The organism is Acinetobacter celticus, from assembly GCF_001707755.1.
Lineage (GTDB): Bacteria > Pseudomonadota > Gammaproteobacteria > Pseudomonadales > Moraxellaceae > Acinetobacter > Acinetobacter celticus.
Map to the genome: position 1 here is coordinate 12,799 of NZ_MBDL01000008.1, position 16,557 is coordinate 29,355.

A 16,557-nucleotide genomic window follows, 5' to 3' on the forward strand; every position below is an offset into this window, starting at 1 on the left:
ATTACAGTAGAAATAGCCAATTTGGCAAAAATGGATAAAAGACATAAGGAGTAGAGAATGCTGGGCAATATGATGTTTCAACCCCTATTAATTAGTAACATGATTGAACATGCAGGACGCTATCATGCAGATAGTTTGGTTATTTCTAAAAATACAGATTTAAGCATTACCGAAACCACTTGGGGGCAAGTACACGAAAACTCAAAGCGTTTTGCGAATGCGTTGCAAGCTTTGGGTGCTGTTCAAGGTGACCGTATTGCCACCATTGCATGGAATAATCATCGACATTTAGAGTCTTGGTACGCTATTTCTGGCAGTGGCATGGTTTGTCATACCATTAACCCACGTTTGTTCCCAGAACAACTGGTTTTTATTATTAATGACGCCGATGACAAAGTTCTATTATTTGATAAGACATTCTTACCTTTGGTAAAAGCTGTAAAGCCAATGCTGAAATGTGTAGAACATTATATTTGTTTAGACGCGCCAGACAGTGCGGTCACCGAACAATTGCCAGATGTCTTATTTTATGATGATGTGATTGCACAGCAATCGACACAGTATACATGGCCAGTCTTAGATGAGTTGAGTGCCAGTTCTTTATGTTATACATCAGGTACTACAGGCAACCCTAAAGGCGTGCTTTATAGTCATCGCTCTACAGTCCTGCACAGTTATGCCATTTGTATGCCAGATTCGTTAAATATTTCAGCCCGAGATATTATGCTTCCTGTCGTACCAATGTTCCATGTCAATGCATGGGGTACACCATATGCCGCTGCTATGGTCGGTTGTACTTTGGTTTTGCCGGGGCCTGGGCTTGATGGTGCAAGTTTAGTGCATTTAATTGATACCTTTAAAGTGTCGGTAGCTTTGGGTGTTCCAACCATTTGGCAAGGGCTGATTAATGCAGCACTGCAAACAGGAACAACCTTAGAGAGCCTAAAACGAAATGTAGTCGGTGGTTCTGCGTGCCCACCTGCAATGCTTCAAATATTTAAAGAAAAATTTGATTGTGAAACCATTCATGCATGGGGAATGACAGAGACCAGTCCACTGGGTTCATCTTGCCAATTTAAAGCCAAACATCAATCTTTATCTGATGAAGAAAAACTGAAAATTCGCCTATCACAAGGCCGTCCGCCTTTCGGTGTAGATTTACGGCTGACAGATGAAGAAAAGGGAACACATGAGCTAGAACGTGATGGGCACGCGTCCGGTAATTTACAAATTAAAGGTCATTGGATCATTCAAAATTACTTTGGTAAGGCCGAATCTGCTTTAACCTCAGATGGATGGTTTGATACAGGTGATATTGCAACCCTTGACGCAGATGGCTATTTAAAAATTAGTGATCGCTCGAAGGACTTAATTAAGTCAGGTGGTGAGTGGATTTCATCGGTTGAATTGGAAAATTTAGCCATGGGGCATCCTAAAATTGCCATGGCCGCGGTTATTGCCGCCATACATCCGAAATGGGATGAGCGACCAATTTTGATTGCCATTAAAAAAGCAGAAACTGATCTATCTGAAGCTGAACTTTTAGATTATTATGCCGACAAAGTCGCAAAATGGCAGATACCCGATAAAGTGATTTTTGTAAACAGTATTCCTTTAAGTGGTACAGGCAAAATGTTGAAAAAAGATTTGCGGGAATTATATGGAAATGTGCTGTTGAATAGCTAATTCAGCCACTTAATCATGTAGACTTTAGAAAGCTCAATCCTAAAAAATTGGGCTTTTTATATGCTTGATAGCCCTTTATACCATTAAATATATAAAAAATTCTTCGCTTAAACATAAAAAAGTTCAATGTTTTTATTGAGGTAGCCTTCTCGTAATTAGAACTGAAGTGGCGTACATTGCAACTACGCGTTTTAAGCGACTGCAATTTAGGCAACCTATGTTTTCCAGCTGGATTCTCTTTACTTTGATGGCTGCTTTTATGCAGTCATGGCGTAATGCCTTTCAAAAGCAATTAAGTACAACGGTTGATGTCTATGGTGTGACTTTAGCGCGCTTTTTGTTTGCTTTGCCTCTGGCTGTTTTATATATGTTTTGGCTGTATCAGTCGCATCCTATTCAGACGCATGTCAGTTTTACAACAAGGTTTTGGGTTTATATCTTTATTGCAGGTTGTAGCCAAATTCTAGCCACTATTTTAATGGTGATGCTTTTTAAACAAAAAAATTATGCAGTGGGTGTGGGACTTGCAAAAAGTGAAGCAATTTTAGCGGCTTTAGTTGCAGTTATTTTTTTACAAGATCATTTAAGTCTATTGGGGTGGGTCGGTGTTGCCATCGGTGGCGGGGCAGTTTTCCTTTTAAGTAAAGGCGGTCAACTTCAGCAACTTTCTTTACCCACCTTAATGATTGGTATCGGTAGCGGATTAAGCTTTGCAATCACTTCACTTTTGGTACGCGAAGCCAGTCTTGAACTGAGCGAGTTACCTTTTTTACATCGCGCATCTTGGGTGTTGCTGTGTGTCATTGCTTTTCAGTGCATCAGTTTGTTGCTGTATTTATGTGTATTTAGTCGAAAAACCCTAAAAACTATGTGGCAACGCATTGGATTGACGTTTAAAGTGAGCGTTTGCAGTTTTGTGGCATCATTGGGTTGGTTTACCGCTATGACTATGCAATCGGTGGCGATTGTTAAAACACTTGGGCAAATTGAAATTTTGTTTAGCCTGCTCATTTCTGCCTATTTCTTTAAAGAAAAATTAGCCAGAACTGATCATTGGGGGCTGTGTTTGGTGGTGATTGCCGCTATTTTGGTTATTTGGGCTTAAATAGCATTTGAATAAGTTGAATGGTCATCTTCCTTGCTAAAGATTAGGCACATTGAGTTGGCTATAAAAACGTAAAACGACTTCAAATTGCCAACATCAGAATATATATAAATAATTTATCTCCAATTTTGTATTGAGTAGATGTATGATTTCTAGTAGAACATATCTTTTATAGAAGAACTGCTGGGAACAACATGGCGACGAATCCTTATCAAAATTTTTATAGAAAATTCACAAAGAAAATTTTAGATAAAATAGTTAGCCCACAAGTTCTGGGCGATACAGAAGCACTTGAAAATAAAATTAATATAGAAAACGAACATCAGTTTCCAGTTTGCTATGTCATTCAGGATGATTCAACGTCTAATCAAGTGTTGATTGATAATGAAACTGAAAAGCGTCAATTTAGTTCGGCATTTGCGCCCTTAAACTTAGGGGAATATCAGGAAGATGATTCATTTCTAACCCTTGAAGCGACGAAAAAAAATGCATCATCGTTCTATCCAGACAAACTCATTCGTTTGGTGGAATACCTATTAAAACACCCTGAAAATGATGTGTTATTAGTTCCTGTAACGGTTTTATGGGGGCGTTCTCCTGAAAATGAGGACAGTTGGTATAAAGCGCTGATGGCAGATGCATGGACAAAACCCACTGGCATTAAGCAGGCTTTAAATATTACACTCTATGGTCGTGAAAACTATATTGAGTTTCATCAACCTGTTTCGCTACAAGGGTTAATCCAACAAGCTTTGGAAATGAGCCCAAACTTTTCACCTGCGCACTATGTAGTGACAGAATTAAATACACAGTTTAATCAATATAAAGAAGCGATTTTAGGCCCCGATTTATCTGACCGTCGTAATGTTATTAATAAGTTGATGATGACTGATACGGTAAAAGCAGCGATTTTGACAGAAAGTATTCACAAAAAAATCAGTGTGGGCCAAGCGGAAAACCTAGCTAAAAAGTATTTAGATGAGATTGTTTCAGACTATTCATACTCAACGATTCGTTTTGCTGATATTGCATTAACGAAGCTTTGGACACAGTTGTATGACGGCATTGAAGTCCATAACTTTGATATGGTACGTGAACTATCAAAAGACTATGAATTGGTTTATACGCCGTGTCATCGTAGTCATATCGACTATTTGTTATTGTCTTTTGTCATTCATAAACGTGGATTAATGGTGCCACATATTGCCGCGGGCATTAACTTAAATATGCCTGTCGTCGGACAGATCATGCGTGGTGCAGGTGCGTATTTTATTCGTAGAAGCTTTAGCGGAAATGCACTGTATACGGCGGTATTTAAAGAATATGTGCATAGCTTATTAAGTCGTAATACACCGTTAGAGTATTTTGTCGAAGGTGGTCGTTCACGTACTGGGTTATTGTTACCTGCGAAAAAAGGTATGTTGGCGATGACAATTCAAAGCCATTTACGTGGAAACAGTAAGCCTATCGTTTTTATTCCAACTTATTTTGGCTATGAAAAACTGCTTGAAGGTTCTTCTTATATTAAAGAATTGGGTGGTCAGAAAAAGCAGGCCGAATCATTATTTGGCTTATTGAAATCGATTCAAAAAATTGAAAAAGTGTTTGGTAAAGTTCATGTAAATTTTGGTGAACCAGTCTTTTTAGCTCATTTGCTGAAAGAAAATCATGCACCAGAACATGTGGGCTTGCAGGATGAACTTCCAGATACTGTCAAACAGGTTGTTAATGCAGTGGCTGAAGATATTTTAGAAAATATCAATAAAGCAGTGGTTATTAACCCAATTAGTTTAATTTCGTTGGTCTTGCTGAATGCACCGACACACGCTTTAGCCGAGCGTGATGTCTTGCAACGTTTAGAGCAGTTCCGTGGCTATTTAAAGCAACATTGCTATGATACGCGCATGAAAATAACGGAATTGTCTAATCATGAAATTATTCAATATGCAATTCAATTGAAGCAAATTGAATTTGTTGAACATGACAATGAGCGCTGGATCAAAGTCTGTGAAAAGCAAGACGCTTTATTGAAATACTTTAGTAATAATATTCTGCATACCTTTATTTTACCTGCATTAATTGCAAATATTTTAAAAGCACAACTGGCTAATGACAATTCTGACTTGACCATTGACGCATTAAAAGAAAGCGCTTTACAGGTTTATCCAGAAATTAAAAAGCAATTTTTTTTAAAGTGGACAGAAGAACAACTGTTGCTAGAAATAGATCAAGTGTTGGCTTATTTTGTGGCTGAGTGGGTGATTCAAATCCAAGCACAAAATATACACATCAATGATGCAGATGATTCTTTAAGATTTTTATCATCATTTGCGCATTTGTATGAGCTAAATTTAACGAAAGAATAAATTCGCCTTTTACAGTTGTAATAAAAGCCAAACCGCATTTAGTGGTTTGGCTTTTTTCGCATTATGCACAGCCAAGTCTTTTATTTAGGGATTACTTTCATAATGCGCAATATATTGCGTCAGTAAATCTAATGCATTTTGTGTCTTGTCATTCAATTCAAATGAACAGTTAATGCGAATATGATGCGGTATTTTTTCTGAACGGTAAAACAATGAGCCTGGTGCAATGCTCACTTTATGTTCCAACATATGATGATAAACCCGATTACCATCGATATATGCTGGCAAGGTGATCCATAAAAAATAGCCCGATGGATAGTAATGCACCTGACAATTGTCAGGCAGATTTTTTATTAAATATTGATAATATTGATTTTTTAAGCGTTTTAAGGTGTTGCGTAAGGTTTTTAAATGCTTTTCATAATAACGATGAGACAAATATTCTGCTAAAGCGTTCTGAATAAATGAGTTGACCGATAATGTACTCATTAATTGTAAATGTTGAATACTTTCTGAAAATTTTCCTGCATAAACCCAACCGACGCGAAAACCAGCGCCCAAAGTTTTAGAAAAGGAAGAGCAATGTAGAACACGGTTTTGTTGATCAAAATACTTCATTGATAGTGGTTTTTTATGCCCAAAGTACAATTCTTCATAAACATCATCTTCAATCAAATAAATTTGATGTTCCTGTAGTAATTTTGCCAATTGTAATTTAATTGCATCACTGACAGTAAAACCAATTGGGTTTTGGCTATTGAGCATCAGTAAACAGACTTTAATAGGATAATGAGTAATGGCATTTTTAAATGCGTCTAAATCTAATCCATGTTCTGGGTGAACAGGAATGGTAATGACCTTTAAGCCTAAATGTTCTGTTGCTTGCCACGCACCATAAAAAACCGTTTCCTGTAAAAGAATATAATCGCCAGGTTTGGTCAAAGTTTGTAGGGATAGGTTGAGTGCATCCAAACCACCAGAAGTAATGACAATATCAGATGGATCTGTAGGAATGCCTTGCATGCAATAACGCTGCGCAATCAGCTTTCTGAGGTCTAAATTACCTGGTGGCAGGCTAGGCATTTGTTCGTAGCTTAAGCGGTGTTTTGCGCGTTGCCCTAAGGTTTGCATTAACTTGGGTGAATATAAAAGTTGGCTGTCTGGAAACGCAATTCCGAATGGAATAATATCTTCCGATTGAATCGATTTTAAATAGCGGAAAATCGTCGAGTTAATTTCTATTTTTTCATTCAAAATGACGGTTTTAGCTATTTTTATAGTATTGGGGTCTTCGGTCATAAAGTATCCCAATTTTTCTTTAGAATAAATCAGTCCTTGCGCTTCTAATTCTTGATAAGCATTCATGACTGTAATCAGACTAAACCCCGAAGTTTCAGCTTGCTGACGCAAAGAAGGCAACTTTTCATTGGGTTTCCAGACACCGCTTTCAATAAGATGTTTTAAACTGAGAGCAAGCTGTTCCGATTTATACATAAGTGATGACTCAAGTGATTCGCTAAGAAAATATGGATAGACCGTGCTACTTATATTTTAGCCTTTTTTGAGGTTTGAAAACAAAAAACTGTCTTAAGTTTGAAAGTATTTTATCTACTCCTTAACCTAAGGATAGGCAAAATACAGCATAAAACGAAATAATCCTGCAATGATGGCCAAGCTAATAAAGCCGACTAACCATAAGCAAATAAACCACTGGGTAGAATTCATTTTAGAAATGATTTTATCCATTTTAGATACTCCAGAACACGTTGTTTAAGAGAAATGCTATTGGCTAAATTTTTGCTTAGCCAATAGCTATAAACATGCAAGGGTTTTAGTGATAACCTTTATCACCAATACGAACTTTGTCACGGAAAACCCAATAAGATAAAAAGGTATAGGCAATAATAATTGGAATTAAAATTACAGCACCAACCAAGGTAAACTTTAAGCTAGATTCAGGTGCAGCTGCTTGCCAAATACTGACAGAGGGTGGAATGATATTGGGCCATAAACTAATCACAAAACCCGTAAATGCCAAGAAAACCAATACCAGTGTGTAAATAAAAGGTTTGACCTCATTTTTGTTTTTGCATGCCCGAAAAATTAGCCCAACAAACAGTAAAACTAAAATAGGTACAGGACTAAAGTAAAATACATTGGGTAAAGAGAACCAACGCATTGCAATTTCAGGGTGGGTGAGTGGCGTATATAAACTCACACCTACAAAAATCATGAATAGAGTGATTAATAATTTTGGCATAAGCTTATACATATGTACCTGTAGCCTAGAATCTGTTTTAAGGATTAACCAACCACAGCCCAAAGTTGCATACATCACCAAAACGCCAAAACCAGAGAAAATTGAAAATGGCGTGAGCCAATCCCAGACACCACCACTATAAATACCTTGTGTGGTTTCAATGCCTTGAATATAGGCACCTAAGATTACACCTTGAAAAAAACTGGATAAAATTGAACCCCAAATAAAAGCTTGATCCCATAGATATTTGGTACGAAAAGCTTTAAACCGAAATTCAAAGGCAACACCGCGGAAAATGAGTGCGACGACCATAAAAACAATGGGCAAATATAATGCAGACAGAACAGTTGAATAGACCAAAGGAAAGGCTGCAAACAAGCCTGCACCACCCAAAACCATCCATGTTTCATTGCCATCCCAGACGGGTGCGACGGTATTCATCATGACATCACGTTCTTGATGATTTTGAATGAAAGGAAAGAGAATGCCAATCCCCAAATCAAAACCATCCATAATCACGTAAATCAACACACTTAAACCAATAATACCGACCCAAACTAAGGTAAGATCAATCATGATTATTCTCCTTATTATGATTGGCAGGTGTTATTGGATTCTGAGTGGTGTCATCAAAACTATCTTCTACAGCGCTGAGTGGACGTAAAGGTGTTTTAAAATGTCCCAGACCGGTTATTTCAGATTCAGAAGTACTATCAATAAACGTTGGGCCAGTTTTAATCAATTTCAGCATGTAGTAAATGCCACTACCAAAAACTAGGGTATAAACCAATACAAAGAGAATCAAACTTAGGCCAACTTGATCGGCAGTAACAGTATGGGATAAACCATCTTTTGTACGTAGCACACCATACACAACCCAAGGTTGACGGCCTACTTCAGTTGTGATCCAACCTGCAAGTAGCGCAATATAGCCCGTTGGCCCCATAACTATTGCACATTTATGAAACCATGAAGTGCTATACAGTTTTCCTTTTTTGCGTAGCCACAATGCTGTCAGGGATAGCAAGACCATTGATATACCTAAACCGACCATAATGCGAAAGCTCCAAAATACAATAGGCACATTTGGACGATCTTCTTTAGCAAAGTCTTTTAAACCTGTCACTTGACCTTCTTTAGAGTGAGTCAGAATCAAACTACCCAGATAAGGAATACCAATTTCGGCATTATTACGCTCATTTTCCATATCTGGTAAGGCAAATAATAATAAGGGCATCCCATGATCATGGTTAGTGTTCCAATGTCCTTCAATAGCAGCCAATTTTACAGGTTGATGCTTTAACGTATTTAAACCGTGATTATCACCAATAAAGATTTGTAAACACGAGGTCACTAGAACCATCCAAAGGCCCATAGAAAATGATTTTTTAACCAATTCATCACGGCGACCTTTAAGTAAATGCCACGCAGCTGTGCCGACTACCAATAAAGAGGAAACTAAAAATGCCGCAGCCGCCATATGTGCAAAGCGGTAAGGGAATGAAGGGTTAAAGACAATCGCCCACCAATCGGTTGGTACAATAATGCCATTTTCTATGGCAAAACCTTGGGGTGTCTGCATCCAACTGTTTGAAGATAAAATCCAGAACATGGAAATGCAGGTGCCAATGGCAACCATTAAGGTGGCAAAAAAGTGTGCTTTGGGGCTTACACGGCCCCATCCAAAGAGCATAATTCCAAGGAAACCTGCTTCAAGGAAAAAGGCGCTTAGCACTTCATAGGTAAGCAATGGTCCTGTCACAGCACCAGCAATACGAGAGAACTCGCTCCAGTTGGTTCCGAACTGATAGCTCATCACGACGCCTGAAACCACACCCATACCAAAAGCAACTGCAAAAATTTTAATCCAATATTTGAATAAATCTTTATAAACAGGATTTTGTGTACGTAGCCATTTCCATTCTAATAGTGCAAGGAAACAGGCTAAGCCTATTGAAGTTGCTGGAAAGATAATATGGAAAGATACAGTGAACGCAAATTGTATTCGTGCTAATTCTAACGCCGTTAAACCTAGGCTCATAATAGTCCCCAAGTTTGATCAGAGGATTGAATTAACAAAATTTTGCACTTTAATTGGTGTAAAAAAAACATAGATCGTTCCATAAAAACTACCTATTTAAAATAATTATTAGGATGTTGATCTAAAACTTGATGAAGAAGTAGGTACAAAAAACTGAGATAAAAAATATAACAGAAATTTAAAAAACTAAACTCTGTTATATTTTTTTCCAATCTTACTGTAGCTACTTATTTTGCGTAAATTAGGTAAAAATCCAAGTAATAAAAGGATGATGATTGTTATGGTGACGCAATGTTTGTAACAGAACAATTGAATAATATTTTTGAAATAATTGAAGACCAAGGTCTTTCAGAAAAATTACAGGATGTGCTTGCACAGAAATATATTCATTTAGAAGCAATGCTACTGCGCGCCAAAGTATTGCGCGAATTTTCAACAGCTAAAGTTCAATATATTGTGCAGTCTAAAATTCAAGACGAACAAGCCAATATTGCATTTTTATTTGCGCCGTTTATTTTGGCAAATTTAAATCAGGTTGTTATTTATAACAGTCCTGCAACACCAGCGATTTTAAATATTTTAAACCACTACTATCAAGCAGATAAAAAACATAACTTAAAAATTGATGATGTTTTGTCTGCATTAAATGTTTATTTAGATTTACCTGAGAATACTCTGAATGAGACTGAATTCTGCTATTTTTCATTCATTCAGGCCTTGTGTCGCGCAGATGTGTCACAACTATTTTTAATCACGAATTTAGACATAAATGTCAAAAGACTTGCAGAAATTGAGCAATTTTTTAAAGTGAAGATTCACTGTATTGCCACAAATCCACAAGACAAGATCATCAGCAGTGCTGAATTCAATATACGTCAATTATTATTTAAAAATAAGAATGATCAATATGTTGCCTTGTGTGAAAAATTTTCGACGCTAAATGCCCAACTTCTTTTGTGCTACGGTCTTTATAACCAACAGCAAGCTACTCATCTTATAGAGGATATGTTCTACACAGAGCATATTTATGAAAAACTATCGGTTTATGCAGAGTATATACAAACCTGTTTACAGCATGGTTATACAGGAAATAATACTATTTCATCCATTTGATGATTAAACCCATACCGATATGTCTGGATGTAAGTTGAAGTGATGAATACCGTATCTAAAGGAAATAAATTAACAATTGCAGGTTCGCAAATTCTACTGATTTTAGCCGTTTGGGCCATTGCCTCTGTGCTACAAAATCTTCTGAATTTGCCTATTGCATCGGGCGTAATTGGCTTTTTTTTACTGTTAATATTGTTACATACACAGAGGTTAAAACTAGAAAATGTAGAGCAGGGTGCAGATGTGCTATTGGGGGAGTTATTACTATTTTTTATTCCACCTGTCGTTGGCATTATTCAGTATCAGGAATTATTGATTGCAAGTGGTTGGAAAATACTGTTCGTCATTATCATCAGTACAGCCATGGTCATGATGACCTCGGTCTGGATGGTGAGTTTTTTTCTACCACAGGATGATGTTGAATGAGTGTGTTTTGGGGCATTTTCTATTTGGTTTGGACTGTAGGTTGTTATTTTTTAGCAAAGAACCTCTATATTCGAACGCAAATCATTTATCTATCGCCCATTATTATGGTGCCATTTTTAAGTATTGTTTTAATTTTACTATTACAACATCACTTCCAAGACTATTACCGTTTTACCCAATATTTGGTTGCTATGTTGGGGCCAATTACGGTGGCTTTCGCCATTCCTGTATTTCGTTATAAAGATATGATTAAACAGCATTTTAAAGTGCTAATACTCAGTTCTTGTATGGCAATGCTTGTGGGTATTTTAAGTGTTTGGTTCTTAGCCAGTTTATTTAATTTTGATGATATTTTAAAAAATAGTTTATTAGCACGCTCAATTTCTATTCCATTTGCATTGGTATTGACCGAAAAAATTGGCGGTTCAATTAGCCTCATTCCATTGTTTACAGTTATTACGGGGCTGGTCGGTATGTTATTGGGTGACTTGATTTTGTTATGGATGAGATATAAAAATCGTATTGCGCAGGGAGCTGCTTTAGGCAATGCGGCGCATGCGATGGGAATTGCACGGGCAAGGCAACGTCATTCCTTAGAAGGTGTAATTGCAAGCCTTTCAATGATTATTTCAGGAATCATCATGGTTTTATTTGCACCATTTGTCATTACACTGATGAAATATTTTCTCTAAGCATAGAAAATCTTTAGCAGGATGTTTAGGCGCCGTAAAAGACATAATAATTTCTTTTTAGTAAAAGTCCGTTAAAATGACAGTAGATTCAGAACAGACTCGATATTTGAAATAGAGGGAAGAATGAAAAAATTAACCGGTCTTTTGCTTGGTACGATACTTATATCGGGGTGCGCGACGACATTACCTGAAACTGATAAAGTGGCTACTCGTGGCTTATTGCTTTGCGAAGCCAACGAATTATGTCCTTCAGTGATGGTTAGTTGGAATGAACAGAAAAAAGATGTTCTAGATGTCCAAATCAACTTAAATAGTGTTAATAACGAATTTGATATTAAACATGTCAGTTTTAGTAATGGTCAAAAAACATTTGGTTTTGACCCAATAACAGCCACAGAACACGAAGTTGTGTTTGGTATGCACCGTTCAAGAAATTCAGTGATTGTTCCTGTACGGCTTATGGCTGACCTAGATGGACAAAAACCAGGTCAGAAAATTATGATGAGCCTAGAAACAGATAAAGGCACGATTACCCGTTATGTCTTAAAAGATGGGAAAGAGTCATTACTTTATCAGCAGTTTAAGTCAGTGTATAAATAAGTCATTCTGAATGATAAAAAAGCACAATATTGTGCTTTTTTATTTTGTGTAAAAGAATGCTTGAAACGGGTATAACTTTGCAAAAAATTATGTTTAGTCAGATACATTCTGTAGCATTCATCAGCTACAATGATCTTTCATATAAATGATGAATGCCTGAGAACTATGGATCAAGAGCTAATTGAAGAACAAAAACTGGTATGTGAAGAATTTGGTTCTGCATATCTGCCTGTTAAAGAAACAGATGTTGTAGCCATTGCACTACATACATTAAATAAAGAGCCTATTGTGGGTTTGCGTAAGGTCGCAGATGACAGTAATGCTTCTTGGTTTATTTATGGTGGCGAGCTAGATGGTGGCGAAGATTTTTTTGAAATCATTACCGTCAAGGCACTTGAAAAAGAATTTCCCAATGCATTGCCATATTTAGCTTTAGATACGGGCTATCGCTTTATGATCGATTCAGATGATTATGAAGATGTTTGGAAAGAAGGCGATGAAGCTTAAACTGGTCTTATTGTTATATGTTGCAAGTATTGGTTTTGCGCATGCAGAAGCCATAACACAACAGGAATACGATCAACACATTGAGCATTACACACAAGTCATTAAACAAACTAAAGTCATTTTGGATGATCCAGACTCGAAAGCAGATGCAAAAATGCAGAGTCAGGCACTGTGTGACCGTTTAAATGCTTATGAACAGATTGCCCAGCTTTCTAAAGAGAATTCACAGCTAGAACTTGCACCCATGATGTTAATGGTTGCTCAAACCTACTTGAATAAACAGCAAAAAAGTCTGACCAAGTCGGGTATGAGTACCAACGTCTTTTGTGCAGGAAAAATAAAATAGCCTAAGGATTTTTAAATATCATTTTTTGAAAGACACATTGTCAGGAAATGATAAGAAAATGACCTATCATGATAACCTTCTTATATTATGATAGACAGTGTTAGAGGATGTATAAGACCTATATCTTGGTGGGGTCTGTCTTCTTTAATACATCGAATAGATGTTATGGCCACTGCAAAGTGGCTTTTTTTATGTCAAAACTTAAAGTAATATTCAAATTTCTGCACGTGTACTTTTATTTCGAATGAAATGTATTTGTTGGATAAATAGACAAATCTAGCCAGTATGTTAGTATATCAAAAGCACAGTGTGTTCTATCTTAGGAGTTGTTGAATGACGGCTTATACCTCAGTAATCAAAGCAGGCAAGTATGAGGATGATATGATTCCAAAACTTGCAATTCATGCATTTCGGCATGCCTTTGAGCGTGCGTGCGCATCGTCTGAAGTTGTCTATGCTAAAAATCAACAACTTATACGCCGTGCTCAAAACGGTCAAGAAACTGCAGTCAAAGACTTATCACAAGCTTATATTGCTGTAGGTCATTTACCCAAAGTATTGAAGCGTAAAAAGAAACTAGAGCGAACAATATAAAAAATGCCTCGACAACCCCGTATTAGGATGTTTGCAGGTCCAAATGGCTCAGGAAAGAGCACTGTTAAGGAATATTTATTGCCCCATCATATTGGGGCATATTTAAATGCGGACGAATTAGAACAGCAACTCTATCAAACACAATGTATCAATTTAAGCCTTTATCATTCTAAGTTAAAAGCTCAGGACTTAATTGAGTTTTTAAAGCAGAAAAAGCGTCCCAAAGCAGGGGAATATTTAGCTCTGCTGTCTAAAGAACCACTGTTATTAAATGAGTGGGAAATTCAGTTTGATATTAGTGAAATCGATTCCTATTTATGTGCCAGAATTATTGATTATATTCGCCTCACTTTCCTTGATTTAAAAGTCAGTTTCACCTTTGAAACGGTTATGTCACATGTCTCTAAAGTTGAATTTTTGAAAGAAGCGAAACAACAGGGTTATCGGACATATTTGTATTTTGTTTCGACGGTTGACCCGATGATTAACATTGCACGTGTGCAGTATCGGGTGAAAACTGGCGGACATAATGTGCCTGAACAAAAAATTATAGACCGATACCACCGCAGTATGGATTTGTTAATGTCCGCTGTAGAAGCGACAGATCGAACTTATATTTTTGATAATTCTGCCGATGGTCAAATTGCTTCTTTTATTGCAGAAATTGAATCAGCCGAAATTTTAAAGCTTAATCATAGCTTAAAAATATTACCTAAATGGTTTGCTGAAAAAGTTTTAAAAGATTTTGAAGCCTAAAAATGGAATATAGGCAAATCACTGTTTCAAAATTTGAAGAAGAATTTTAAATCCTAACATCTTTATTAGTTGTTAAGTTTAACTTATCAAAAAATACCCAGAGTTAAAAAATCATCGGGGATATATTCACACTATTTTCAATATTATTAAATTTATTTAAATAATTCCTTGTAGTATAGTTGCATTTTTTTCATGAATCATTCAGTTTCATACTTATATTGAATCAAAATTTTGAAGAAAATTGGAAGTAGCTTTACCTTATGCATCCCTAAAAAAAGTTGTTAAAAATAAGACTTGAGTTCTAATTTAAATAACATATTATAAAAACATATATTGTTTTGTGGGTAAATGACTATGCATGATTTTATCTTGGCCTTTTTAGGTGGCGCATTGCTGGGCGTATCAGCAGTGGGGTACTTATATGTGCATGGAAAAATTGCGGGTATTAGCGGTTTAGTTGGTCAAATGTTTAATATGAATCAATGGATGCAACATCCTGCGGTCTGGTTTTTATTGGGTTTATTTATTGTGCCTTTTGTTTATGGCTTTTTTGTACAGCCTAAAATTACCTTAAACGCCAGCCCATGGATGATGATAGTTGCAGGTTTATTGGTGGGATTTGGAACACGCTTAGGTTCAGGTTGTACCAGTGGTCATGGTATTTGTGGAATAAGTCGGCTATCTAAACGTTCTATCGTTGCAACTGGCGTGTTTATGTTGGCAGGTATAATAACGGTATTTATCATGCGTCATGTCGGGGGAGTATCGTTATGAAAAATTTCCTTTCTTTTGTTTTTGGTGGAATATTTTCTGTTGGTCTAATGCTTTCAGGAATGGCGAACCCAGAAAAAGTATTAAACTTTTTAGATATTACTGGACAATGGGACCCTAGCTTGGCCTTTGTGATGGCAGGTGCAATCTGTGTTGCATTTATTCCATTTCAATACGCCGTACGTCGTTCTGACCTTAAAACATTTGATGGTAATGTGATTGATTTACCACAAAATAACCAGTTAGATGTTAAGTTAATAATGGGAAGCTGTTTATTTGGTATAGGTTGGGGGATTGCAGGAATTTGCCCTGCGCCAAGTTTTACTTTAATTGGGTTAGGGTACTATCAAGCCAGTTATTTTTTAGTAGCAATGTTTATTGGCGTTTGGCTACATCGTTTATGGACTAAAGTGTAAAATGAATAAGCAACCGTGGGTTCAAGAATTTTTTGATGAAAATAGCAATACATTCAGTTATGTAGTTGCAGATAGACAAACTAAAAGATGCGCCGTGATTGATAGCGTATTGGATTATGATGTGGCTTCTGCAACAACTTCAACACAGCATGCAGATCAAATTCTTAATTTCATTCATCAAAATAGCCTAAGCATAGAATGGATTTTAGAAACACACGTCCATGCCGATCACTTAACTGCATCACAATATATCAAAGAACAAGCGGGCGGAAAAATAGCCATCAGCCGTAAAATTAGCATTGTGCAACAAATATTTAGCGCAATTTATAATTTAGATATGAAGTATTTTAATTCACATCAAGTTTTTGATTATTTATTTGATGATTATGAAAATTTTAAAATTGGAGAAATGAATGCATACAACATTCCAACTCCAGGGCATACGCCTGCCTGTTTGAGTTATGTCATCGGCAACGCAGTCTTTGTTGGCGATACATTGTTTATGCCTGACTATGGAACAGCCCGTTGTGATTTTCCAAAGGGGAGTGCAACTATTTTATTCGATTCGGTACAGCGCTTATATAGATTGCCTGAACAAACCCATGTTTACTTATGTCATGACTATTTGCCAGAAGGGCGTCAGCAGTATCATTATAAAACCACAATCCAAGCGCAGAAACAGAATAATATTCATATTCATTACGGAATAGAAAAAGAGGATTTTGTCAAAATGCGTAATAGCCGTGATGCATCACTTGGTATGCCAAAACTGATTCTGCCTGCTATTCAAATTAATATGGATGCAGGTCGAATGCCAGCACCCGAAGAAAATGGTATTCGATATTTAAAACTACCTTTAAATTATTTTAAAAAATAAA

Annotated in this window: 18 protein-coding genes; 14 read left to right on the forward strand and 4 right to left on the reverse strand. The window is 36.6% G+C overall.

Translation table 11 applies throughout. The features are described from left to right. Positions 1–57 precede the first annotated feature (57 nt). From BBP83_RS04280 to plsB, 3 genes are all read left to right on the forward strand, one after another. Entirely contained in the window at positions 58–1,686 is a 1,629-nt protein-coding gene (locus tag BBP83_RS04280; protein ID WP_068886182.1) for a long-chain-fatty-acid--CoA ligase, read from the forward strand. Between the two features lie 217 nt (positions 1,687–1,903). Beyond that, positions 1,904–2,791, forward strand: a complete 888-nt coding sequence (locus BBP83_RS04285; RefSeq protein ID WP_068886183.1) for a DMT family transporter — start codon at positions 1,904–1,906, stop codon at positions 2,789–2,791. 194 nt (positions 2,792–2,985) lie between these two features. Then, the gene (gene plsB / locus BBP83_RS04290; protein WP_068886184.1) at positions 2,986–5,157 is read left to right on the forward strand and encodes a glycerol-3-phosphate 1-O-acyltransferase PlsB; all 2,172 of its coding nucleotides are present in this window, start codon (positions 2,986–2,988) and stop codon (positions 5,155–5,157) included. Between the two features lie 84 nt (positions 5,158–5,241). Here plsB and BBP83_RS04295 read toward each other — a convergent pair whose 3' ends face one another. The 4 genes from BBP83_RS04295 to BBP83_RS04305 form a co-directional block, all read right to left on the reverse strand. Further along, on the reverse strand, positions 5,242–6,651 hold the full coding sequence (locus tag BBP83_RS04295; RefSeq protein WP_068886185.1) for an aminotransferase-like domain-containing protein: 1,410 nt from the start codon (positions 6,649–6,651) through the stop codon (positions 5,242–5,244). A gap of 126 nt (positions 6,652–6,777) precedes the next feature. Then, positions 6,778–6,903 carry a DUF2474 domain-containing protein gene (locus tag BBP83_RS15135; RefSeq protein ID WP_141689952.1) on the reverse strand — a complete coding sequence of 42 codons (126 nt, stop codon included), beginning with the start codon at positions 6,901–6,903 and terminating at the stop codon, positions 6,778–6,780. A gap of 85 nt (positions 6,904–6,988) precedes the next feature. Beyond that, positions 6,989–7,993, reverse strand: a complete 1,005-nt coding sequence (gene cydB / locus BBP83_RS04300; protein WP_068886186.1) for a cytochrome d ubiquinol oxidase subunit II — start codon at positions 7,991–7,993, stop codon at positions 6,989–6,991. Beyond that, positions 7,986–9,458 carry a cytochrome ubiquinol oxidase subunit I gene (locus tag BBP83_RS04305; RefSeq protein WP_068886187.1) on the reverse strand — a complete coding sequence of 491 codons (1,473 nt, stop codon included), beginning with the start codon at positions 9,456–9,458 and terminating at the stop codon, positions 7,986–7,988. The genes cydB and BBP83_RS04305 overlap by 8 nt, the downstream gene beginning before the upstream one ends. A 291-nt stretch (positions 9,459–9,749) precedes the next feature. On the opposite strand from BBP83_RS04305, the gene BBP83_RS04310 reads away from it, so the two are divergent. The 11 genes from BBP83_RS04310 (at position 9,750) to BBP83_RS04360 (ending at position 16,556) form a co-directional block, all read left to right on the forward strand. Then, a complete protein-coding gene (locus BBP83_RS04310; RefSeq protein ID WP_068886188.1) occupies positions 9,750–10,571 on the forward strand; it encodes a hypothetical protein in 822 nt (273 codons plus the stop codon). A 39-nt stretch (positions 10,572–10,610) separates the two neighbouring features. Next, a complete protein-coding gene (locus BBP83_RS04315) occupies positions 10,611–10,997 on the forward strand; it encodes a CidA/LrgA family protein (RefSeq protein WP_068886189.1) in 387 nt (128 codons plus the stop codon). Beyond that, positions 10,994–11,689, forward strand: a complete 696-nt coding sequence (locus BBP83_RS04320) for an LrgB family protein (RefSeq protein WP_068886190.1) — start codon at positions 10,994–10,996, stop codon at positions 11,687–11,689. Before BBP83_RS04315 ends, BBP83_RS04320 begins: the two co-directional genes overlap by 4 nt. A gap of 123 nt (positions 11,690–11,812) precedes the next feature. Further along, positions 11,813–12,289, forward strand: a complete 477-nt coding sequence (locus tag BBP83_RS04325; RefSeq protein ID WP_068886191.1) for a hypothetical protein — start codon at positions 11,813–11,815, stop codon at positions 12,287–12,289. 165 nt (positions 12,290–12,454) lie between these two features. After that, a complete protein-coding gene (locus tag BBP83_RS04330; protein ID WP_068886192.1) occupies positions 12,455–12,796 on the forward strand; it encodes an immunity protein Imm33 domain-containing protein in 342 nt (113 codons plus the stop codon). Then, on the forward strand, positions 12,786–13,142 hold the full coding sequence (locus tag BBP83_RS04335; RefSeq protein ID WP_068886193.1) for a hypothetical protein: 357 nt from the start codon (positions 12,786–12,788) through the stop codon (positions 13,140–13,142). The genes BBP83_RS04330 and BBP83_RS04335 overlap by 11 nt, the downstream gene beginning before the upstream one ends. Before the next feature lie 333 nt (positions 13,143–13,475). Further along, on the forward strand, positions 13,476–13,736 hold the full coding sequence (locus tag BBP83_RS04340; RefSeq protein WP_068886194.1) for a hypothetical protein: 261 nt from the start codon (positions 13,476–13,478) through the stop codon (positions 13,734–13,736). A 3-nt stretch (positions 13,737–13,739) separates the two neighbouring features. Continuing rightward, positions 13,740–14,492 carry an ATPase gene (locus BBP83_RS04345; protein WP_068886195.1) on the forward strand — a complete coding sequence of 251 codons (753 nt, stop codon included), beginning with the start codon at positions 13,740–13,742 and terminating at the stop codon, positions 14,490–14,492. A gap of 354 nt (positions 14,493–14,846) precedes the next feature. After that, positions 14,847–15,266, forward strand: coding sequence for a YeeE/YedE family protein (locus tag BBP83_RS04350; protein ID WP_068886196.1), 420 nt, complete (start codon positions 14,847–14,849; stop codon positions 15,264–15,266). Then, positions 15,263–15,679 (forward strand): DUF6691 family protein, encoded by a 417-nt coding sequence (locus BBP83_RS04355; RefSeq protein WP_068886197.1) that lies wholly within the window; start codon positions 15,263–15,265, stop codon positions 15,677–15,679. Before BBP83_RS04350 ends, BBP83_RS04355 begins: the two co-directional genes overlap by 4 nt. 1 nt (position 15,680) lies before the next feature. After that, complete coding sequence (locus BBP83_RS04360) at positions 15,681–16,556, forward strand: MBL fold metallo-hydrolase (protein WP_068886198.1); 876 nt, start codon at positions 15,681–15,683, stop codon at positions 16,554–16,556. The last annotated feature ends 1 nt before the right edge of the window (position 16,557 follow it).